We start from the raw sequence: 8,488 nt of genomic DNA on the forward strand, positions 1-8,488 counted from the left end.
ATAGATGCAAGTTAATTTTAATTTTATATGCATTCTATGTTTATAAATGCAAAATTACATAAGGTATTAATAATATAAAAAAGAAAAATAACATAACACACAAAATTTATTTACATCAATATACTATTAGTATAAAATTAAAAAAATTTATGTAAAACAAATAAAAAATTATTATATTCAAAATGAATTAATACGAATAAAAAATTTTTTAAGTTCTATACTGAGACAAAAATGATAAAAAAATTATATAAGATTGCAGTACTACCAGGAGATGGAATAGGTCCTGAAATTATTCAAGAAGCATATAAAATCATCGAAGTATTAAAAAAAAATTTTTCATTTAATGTTCAAACGTGTGAATATGATGTAGGTGGTGTATCAATAGATAAACATGGTATAGCTTTAACACAAGAGACTATAGAAGGATGCGAAAATGCTGATGCAATTTTATTCGGATCTGTAGGAGGTAACAAATGGGATCATTTACCCGAAATAGAAAAACCAGAAAAAGCAGGATTATTAAAATTAAGAAAACATTTTGATCTCTTTGCAAATATTAGACCATGCAAACTATCTCAACATTTATTAAATATTTCTCCTTTAAAAAATAACATAATAAAAAAAGGTATTGATTTAATATGTATTCGAGAATTAACAGGAGGTATATATTTTGGAGAATCAAATAAAGTTACCAATATTGATAATCCATATGCTTTTGATACTGAAATTTACTTTCAATCAGAAATTAAACGTATTGCAAAATTAGCATTTAAAATAGCTCAATCAAGAAAAAAAAAAATTGTTTCTATAGATAAAGCAAATGTTTTAAAAAGCTCCATATTATGGAGAAACATAGTCAATGAAATTGCATATGAATTTCCTGATGTAAAGTTAGAACATATGTATATAGATAGTGCAACAATGGAATTAATCAAAAATCCAAGCTCATTCGATGTAATTTTATGTTCCAATTTATTTGGAGACATAATTTCCGATGAATGTGCAGCTATTATTGGTTCAATAGGATTATTACCATCAGCTAGTTTAAATGAAAAAGGTTTTGGACTGTATGAACCAGCTGGAGGATCAGCTCCTAATATTGCTGGAAAAAATATTGCAAACCCCATTGCACAAATTTTATCACTTTCAATGTTGTTAAAATATTCTTTACATTTACCCTTTCTTTCTTCATGCATAGATGAAGCTGTTCATGAAGCTCTTATGAAAAAATATATGACTATAGATATTTCAAAAAACCCCCAAAATTTTTTAAAAACAAATCAAATAGGGGATAAAATAAGTGATTTACTGGCAAAAAAGGCTTAAAAAATGGGAAAAACTCTTTACGAAAAATTATATAATTCTCATATTATTTATGAAGATAAAAATACATTACCAATTATATATATAGATCTTCATTTATTACATGAGGTAACTTCTCCTCAAGCATTTGAGTCTTTAAGAAATAAAAAAAGAATAGTACATGCACCCCATAAAACATTTGCAACTATGGATCATAACGTTTCTACTACAACAAATAAAATTAACGCTTCAGGTAAAGCAGCTCAAATTCAAATGCAACAACTGATTAACAATTGCAAAGATTTTAATATTAAATTATATGATTTAAATCATATTAATCAAGGAATAGTACATGTAATGGGTCCTGAACAAGGTTTAACGTTACCAGGGATGACTATAGTATGTGGCGATTCACATACATCAACTCATGGAGCATTTGGAGCTCTTGCTTTTGGAATAGGAACATCAGAAGTGGAACATGTTTTAGCTACCCAAACATTAAAACAAGCTCGCTCCAAAACAATGAATATTATAATCAACGGAATGTTAAAACCTTATATTACAGCAAAAGACGTTATTCTTTATATTATAAAAAAAGTAGGAACTGCATTTGGTACAGGCTATGTTGTTGAATTTTCAGGAGAAACAATAGAAAATTTAACAATGGAAGGGAGAATGACTATATGTAATATGGTTATAGAAATGGGGGCAAAATCAGGAATTATAGCACCTGATGCAACTACATATAAATATTTAAAAAACTTACCATATACTCCCAAAAAAGAAAGGTGGAACAATGCATTGGAATATTGGAAAAATTTAAAAACCGATAACGATGCAAAATTTGATAAAATAGTAAAATTTGATGTATCCCAAATAGAACCGCAAATAACTTGGGGGACGAATCCAAGTCAAACAATAAATATTACAGAACATATCCCTGATCCAAAAAAAATAAATAATATAATCGATCAACAAGCTGCTGAAAAAGCTTTGAAATATATGGGTTTAAAACCTAATCAAAAAATAATTAATTTAACTGTTGATAAAGTGTTTATCGGTTCCTGCACTAATTCTAGAATTGAAGATTTAAGAATTGCATCAAAAATAATAAAAAATAAAAAAGTATCAAAAAAAACAAAAGCAATAGTTGTCCCAGGTTCAAAATTAGTAAAAATTCAAGCAGAAAAAGAAGGTTTAGATAAAATTTTTATAAATGCAGGATTTGAATGGAGATTACCTGGATGCTCCATGTGTCTAGCTATGAATGATGATAAACTAAATAAAGAAGAAAGGTGCGCTTCTACAAGTAATAGAAATTTTGAAGATAGACAGGGAAGAGGGGGAAGAACTCATTTAGTTAGCCCTATTACTGCTGCTGCTGCAGCAATTTTTGGTTACTTTGTTGATATTAAAAATATATAATATTTTAAAAAATAAATTTTTTATTCAGGTTAATATTAAAATTATGAATATACCCTCTATATATACAGGATCAATTATACCCCTTGATATATCAAATATTGATACAGACGCGATAATACCGAAAGAATTTTTGCAAAAAGTAACAAAAACTGGTTTTGGAAAACATTTATTTAATAATTGGCGATATACTGATCATAATAATGAGATGCTTAATCCTGATTTTAATTTAAATAAACCATGTTATCGTAAATCCACAATTTTATTAACAAGAGATAATTTTGGATGTGGATCTTCCCGCGAACATGCAGTATGGGCTCTTTTAGATTATGGGATAAAAATTATTATATCTTCTAGTTTTTCTGACATCTTTTATACTAATAGTTTTAATAACCAATTATTACTTATTACTCTAGATAAAAACATTATTGATTTATTTTTTAATTTAATAAAAAAAAATAAAATAACTGAAATTACAGTTGATTTAATAGAAAACTATGTTTTTTTTGAGAAAAAAAAATATTATTTTTATTTAAGTAATTTTCATCGTATGTGTATTTTAAACGGATTAGATGAAATAGATTTTACTTTACAACACTATAAAAAAATCAAGAAATATGAAAATCAAATCCCAAATTTTTTCATATATAAATTAATATCCTAATGTATTATTTTTATAAATGATTATTTATATAAAATATTATTTTTAATAAATTTTATTTTTTGAAAGCAGGTTATAGTTAGAGGGGATTATGAGTCAAAAAGTTATTATTTTAGATACTACTTTACGAGATGGAGAGCAATCATTACAAGCAAGCCTCACTGTAAAAGAAAAATTACAGATTGCAGTATCTTTAGAACGATTAGGAGTCGATATAATCGAAGCAGGGTTTCCTATTTCCTCCCCTGGAGACTTTAAATCCGTTCAAATGATTTCAGAAAGAATAAAAAATAGTAAAATATGTAGTTTAGCTAGATGTATAAAAAAAGACATTGAAGCAGCAGGTATTTCAATGCGTAATGCTAAAAGTGCCAGAATTCATTTATTTTTAGGTACATCTGATTTACATATTAAATCTAAACTAAAAAAAAATTTTTTTGAAATCATTGAAATGGCTATTCATTCAATTAAAATTGCATTAAAATACACAGATGATGTGCAATTTTCATGTGAAGACGCTGGAAGAACATCAATAGATAATTTATGTAGAATTGTTGAAAGCGTTATCAAGGCAGGAGCTACAACAATTAATATACCCGATACTGTTGGATATACCATACCTAGTCAATTTAAAACAATTATTAAAAATTTGTTTAATAGAGTCCCCAATATTGATAATGCTATTATTTCTGCGCATTGTCATGACGATTTAGGATTAGCAGCAGGCAATGCTATTGCTTCAATAGAAGCAGGTGTACGACAAATAGAAGGTACAATTAGTGGGATTGGGGAAAGAGCTGGCAATACAGCTTTAGAAGAAGTAATATTAACAATTAAATTAAAAGAGAAATTGTTAAATGTTTTTACTAATATTAAACACAATGAGTTATATCGAACTAGCCAGTTAATAAGTCAATTATGTAATACTCCCATACCTGCTAATAAATCTATTATAGGTAGTAATGCATTTGCACATTCTTCAGGTATTCATCAAGATGGAATATTAAAAAATAGAGCAAACTACGAAATTATTGATCCTAAAACAATTGGGGTAAAAGCTGTACAGTTAAATCTCACATCTCGATCAGGAAGAGCTGCAGTAAAACATCATATGCGTGAAATGGGATATCAAGATGATGATTATGATTTGAATCAATTATATTTAAATTTTTTGAAATTAGCAGATAAAAAAGGGCAAGTATTTGATTACGATCTTGAAGCTCTTGCTTTTATTAGCAATCAAGAAGATAAGAATCAAGAACATTTTCAACTAAAATATTTTAGCATACATTCTGATTCTACGGGGGTTTCAACAGCATCAGTTAAACTTCTATGTGGAGATAAAATTTTAAATGAAATTATTACAACAAGAAATGGACCTGTAAATTCTATTTATCAAGCGTTAAATAATATAGCAGGTCTTCCGATTGTTTTAGAAAAATTTCATCTCGTTGGTAAGGGTGAGGGAAGAGATGCATTGGGTCAGGTAGATATAGTAGTAAAATATAATAATCGTAAATTTCATGGAATAGGTTTGGCAACAGACATCATAGAATCGTCTATAAAAGCAATGCTAAATGTATTAAATAATATTTGGTTATCTAATAAAATTAAATCGAAAATAAAAAATATAAAAAATAAAAAATAAAAAATTTTAATAATATTGTTAATTAATAACATCATTATTATTTAAATATAAAATCAATTTTAAATTACCTTACAGTGTTAAATATACAAAATATTTTATTCAAAGATTCTCTTGTAATAGAAAAAAGTTTTTTAATAATTTTTACTTTTTTACTTTTACAAGAGAATAAAATAATATAAACTTATTATTTATTTATAAAATTTTTGAATTAATAATTAAAATTTTTATTTTACATTAATTTGTATTTTTTGTATTTTTTGTTTTTCTGGAATTTGGTATTTAAAATATATGGTTAATAAACCCTGATTTAAAGTTGCATTAGTAACAGATATTCGTTGATTTAAACGAAAACTTAAAGAAAAATCACCTGTATAAATTCCCTGATGCAATATTTTTTCTACAGTTTCTTTTTTTTCATTAGTATTTTCTGTAATTTCTTTTTTTCCAATAATAACTAGCTGATCGTCTTGTGTAGAAATTTCTAAATTTTCTTCAAAGTATCCCGGAACACTAATAATTAATTTATAAAAATTTTCTTTTAACTGTAGTATGTCATAGGGGGGAACACTATCTGCAATTATTTTTTTACCCGATAAAGTACTAAATAATTTATCTATTTCCTTAAATCGTTGAGAAAACATAGTGTTTTCATATTTAGGTTCCAAAGAAAATGAATGATATGACATAAATTACTCCTTCATATTCAAATATTAAAATTTTCAATAACAGAACGAAAAAAAAAAATAATTTTTATAGAAAATAATAAATTTTAAAAATTAAATTATTAGCATATATATATATATGTTATATTTATAAAATTTTCAATAACAGAACGAAAAAAAAAAATAATTTTTATAGAAAATAATAAATTAATACATGCATTATTATATAATAAGGTAATAAAATGGAAAAGAGAATTGCTAATGTTATCTATAGTTCACGATGGCTAATGTTTCCTGTCTATATTGGTTTAGCATTTGGTTTTGTTCTATTAACAGTAAAGTTTTTTCAACAAATTATTTGTGTTATACCTGAAATTTTAACTATGTCTGAATCTGGATTAGTGTTAATTGTATTATCCCTAATAGATATTGCATTAGTAGGGGGTTTATTAGTTATGGTAATGTTTTCTGGTTATGAAAACTTTATAGCAAAAATGGAAACAACAGAAAATAAAAAACGGTTAAGTTGGATGGGGACAATGGATGTAAATTCAATAAAAAATAAAGTTGCTTCTTCTATTGTAGCAATATCTTCAGTACATTTATTAAGATTATTTATGGATGCAGATAAAATTTCAGATAATAAAATTATGTGGTGTGTAGTTATTCATTTAACTTTTGTTTTATCTGCTTTTGGTATGGCATATATAGATAAAATGAGTAAAAAACACTATTCTTAAATATTATATATTTTTATTGAAAAAAAATTATCTTAATGTTAAGATTTTTATTCTTAATAATTATTTAATTTCAATTTTTTACTTTTAGTAGCATTTAATATTATTTTAAATAATATTAAATTTATTATCATAAATAATGAAAAAGTGTGTTTATCGAGTGTATAAAAAAAAATATGTAAACAATAAATATCCCTCTTTTATCCCGTATAAAAAAGGTAAAAAAAGATCACAATTTATAAAATTTGCAATGCAGCTCGCTGCAAAAATAGATATTGCGCGAGTTCATCATACTAGTAATTATGTAAAAAATAATATTACTACGATAAATCGAATTCGGGGTTTAAATAAACATCGAGCTTCTGCTATGCGCGCTATGATTCAAGCAATGCTTTATTATTTAAATGAGCAATCTTGTGAAGTTGAATCAACTATAGAGCAACTATCTGATGAATGTGGTTTATCCACTATATCACCGGCTGGTAATAAGTCTATTACTAGAGCTTCTAGATTAATCACACAATTTATGGAACCAATGGGTTTATGTTCTTTGGTTACATCAAAAAGTTGTATCCATAAAACCATAAAAATAAAAAATCTTTTTTTTAAAATAGTTGGAATAGCAAATGTAAAAAATAAAATTTATAAAAAACATTATTGTAATCAAAATATTTCTCATGTTTTAAACAATTTTATTATTCATAAAGAATTTCCTAAAATTTTTAACTTAGACGAAAATAAAATAAAAAAAAGAATTTTAAATGTTTTAATAAAACACTATTCAACAACTGAGTTAACAAAAATGGGTTCTAAAGGATTGAAAAAAAAAGTTAATACTGAATATATGTATTTAAAAAAAATTAGTGAAAAATACTATTTATAAATTTTAAAACAATAATTATATTATTTTAAAAATTAATATATTAATAAAATTTTAATTATTTAAACATTATTGAATAAGTAAAATTACTCTATTAGAATAAAAATACTATGTTAAAAAGAAATTATATAAACAACCCCAATCCTGTATTTACCCCTCCCAAGGGGAATAAAAATAGACCTACTTTCATTCGTTATGCAATGAAAATGGCGCAAGAAATTGATGTTGCAAAAGGTATTTTGCATTATACAATACAACCTATTGATCCCAAAACAGGATTATACTTGCATAGAGAAAGACAATTAAATAAACATCGAGCTTCTGCTATGCGCGCTATGGTTCAAGCAATGCTTTATCATTTTAATCTAACATCAAAAATTGTCCAAGCTTCAGTAGAGCAACTATCTGATGAATGTGGTTTATCCACTATATCACCGGCTGGTAATAAGTCTATTACTAGAGCTTCTAGATTAATCACACAATTTATGGAACCAATGGGTTTTCTAAAATGTGAAAAAAAATGGGATCCTATTTTAGGAAACTATATGCCTAAAATAATTATTTTAACACCTCTTTTTTTTATGTTATTTGAAGTATCTAACATTAAATTACAAAATGCACGATCACAACAATTAGGGTGGATTAATAAACAATTAGTAGAAAAAGGTTTAAAGAAAATTTCTTTAAAAGAAGCTCAAAAAAAAGGACGAGATAATAGAATTCGGGGTATATTAAAATACCGAGAATCCCGTTATACTTTTTTAAAAAAAAGAAGAAAAGCTAAAAAAATGTTTTTTTTAGAAGAAAAAATTGCAAAACAAAAAATATTACAATTTCTTGTAAAAGAGTATTCTTTACCTGAATTAGTAAAAATGGGATCAGAAGGATTAAAAAAACAAATTAATGTTGAGTATTACTATTTAAAAAAATTAGTTACTTCTCCCTACCCGGATATTCCATGAAGTAAATAAATATAATTTAAATTATTCTATTCATTTTATTTAAAATTTAATACATTAAAAATTAATTTTTTTAGTGTAACTCCCCCTTTTTTAAAAATCTACTATTTTTCTTACATATATTACAATTAATCAATTTAATTTTTTTATTATTATTTTTGGTAATATTAACTTTAATATTGTTAGCATGTTGGTATAATTTGGTCTATAACATACT

8 protein-coding genes are annotated in these 8,488 nt (G+C 25.3%); 7 read left to right on the forward strand and 1 reads right to left on the reverse strand.

The genetic code is table 11. The features are described from left to right. Positions 1-234: 234 nt before the first annotated feature. From leuB to leuA, 4 genes are all read left to right on the forward strand, one after another. The gene (leuB, locus tag AB4W61_RS02530) at positions 235-1,326 is read left to right on the forward strand and encodes a 3-isopropylmalate dehydrogenase (RefSeq protein WP_367679180.1); all 1,092 of its coding nucleotides are present in this window, start codon (positions 235-237) and stop codon (positions 1,324-1,326) included. Between the two features lie 3 nt (positions 1,327-1,329). Continuing rightward, positions 1,330-2,727, forward strand: coding sequence for a 3-isopropylmalate dehydratase large subunit (leuC, locus tag AB4W61_RS02535; protein ID WP_367679177.1), 1,398 nt, complete (start codon positions 1,330-1,332; stop codon positions 2,725-2,727). A gap of 43 nt (positions 2,728-2,770) precedes the next feature. Then, a complete protein-coding gene (gene leuD / locus AB4W61_RS02540; RefSeq protein ID WP_367679178.1) occupies positions 2,771-3,388 on the forward strand; it encodes a 3-isopropylmalate dehydratase small subunit in 618 nt (205 codons plus the stop codon). An 88-nt stretch (positions 3,389-3,476) separates the two neighbouring features. Continuing rightward, entirely contained in the window at positions 3,477-5,033 is a 1,557-nt protein-coding gene (leuA, locus tag AB4W61_RS02545; RefSeq protein ID WP_367679179.1) for a 2-isopropylmalate synthase, read from the forward strand. A gap of 224 nt (positions 5,034-5,257) precedes the next feature. On the opposite strand, the gene AB4W61_RS02550 is transcribed toward leuA, so the two are convergent. Continuing rightward, complete coding sequence (locus AB4W61_RS02550) at positions 5,258-5,719, reverse strand: Hsp20 family protein (RefSeq protein ID WP_367679173.1); 462 nt, start codon at positions 5,717-5,719, stop codon at positions 5,258-5,260. A 218-nt stretch (positions 5,720-5,937) separates the two neighbouring features. On the opposite strand from AB4W61_RS02550, the gene AB4W61_RS02555 reads away from it, so the two are divergent. The 3 genes from AB4W61_RS02555 to repA (AB4W61_RS02565) all read left to right on the forward strand — a co-directional run bounded on the left by AB4W61_RS02555 (position 5,938) and on the right by repA (AB4W61_RS02565) (position 8,274). Further along, complete coding sequence (locus AB4W61_RS02555; RefSeq protein WP_367679174.1) at positions 5,938-6,435, forward strand: TIGR00645 family protein; 498 nt, start codon at positions 5,938-5,940, stop codon at positions 6,433-6,435. Positions 6,436-6,592: 157 nt separating this feature from the next. Continuing rightward, complete coding sequence (repA, locus tag AB4W61_RS02560) at positions 6,593-7,315, forward strand: plasmid replication initiator RepA (RefSeq protein ID WP_367679175.1); 723 nt, start codon at positions 6,593-6,595, stop codon at positions 7,313-7,315. A gap of 107 nt (positions 7,316-7,422) precedes the next feature. Then, entirely contained in the window at positions 7,423-8,274 is an 852-nt protein-coding gene (repA, locus tag AB4W61_RS02565; RefSeq protein WP_367679176.1) for a plasmid replication initiator RepA, read from the forward strand. The last annotated feature ends 214 nt before the right edge of the window (positions 8,275-8,488 follow it).

Origin of the sequence: Buchnera aphidicola (Thelaxes suberi) (assembly GCF_964059005.1) — a bacterium.
Lineage (GTDB): Bacteria > Pseudomonadota > Gammaproteobacteria > Enterobacterales > Enterobacteriaceae > Buchnera_I > Buchnera_I aphidicola_C.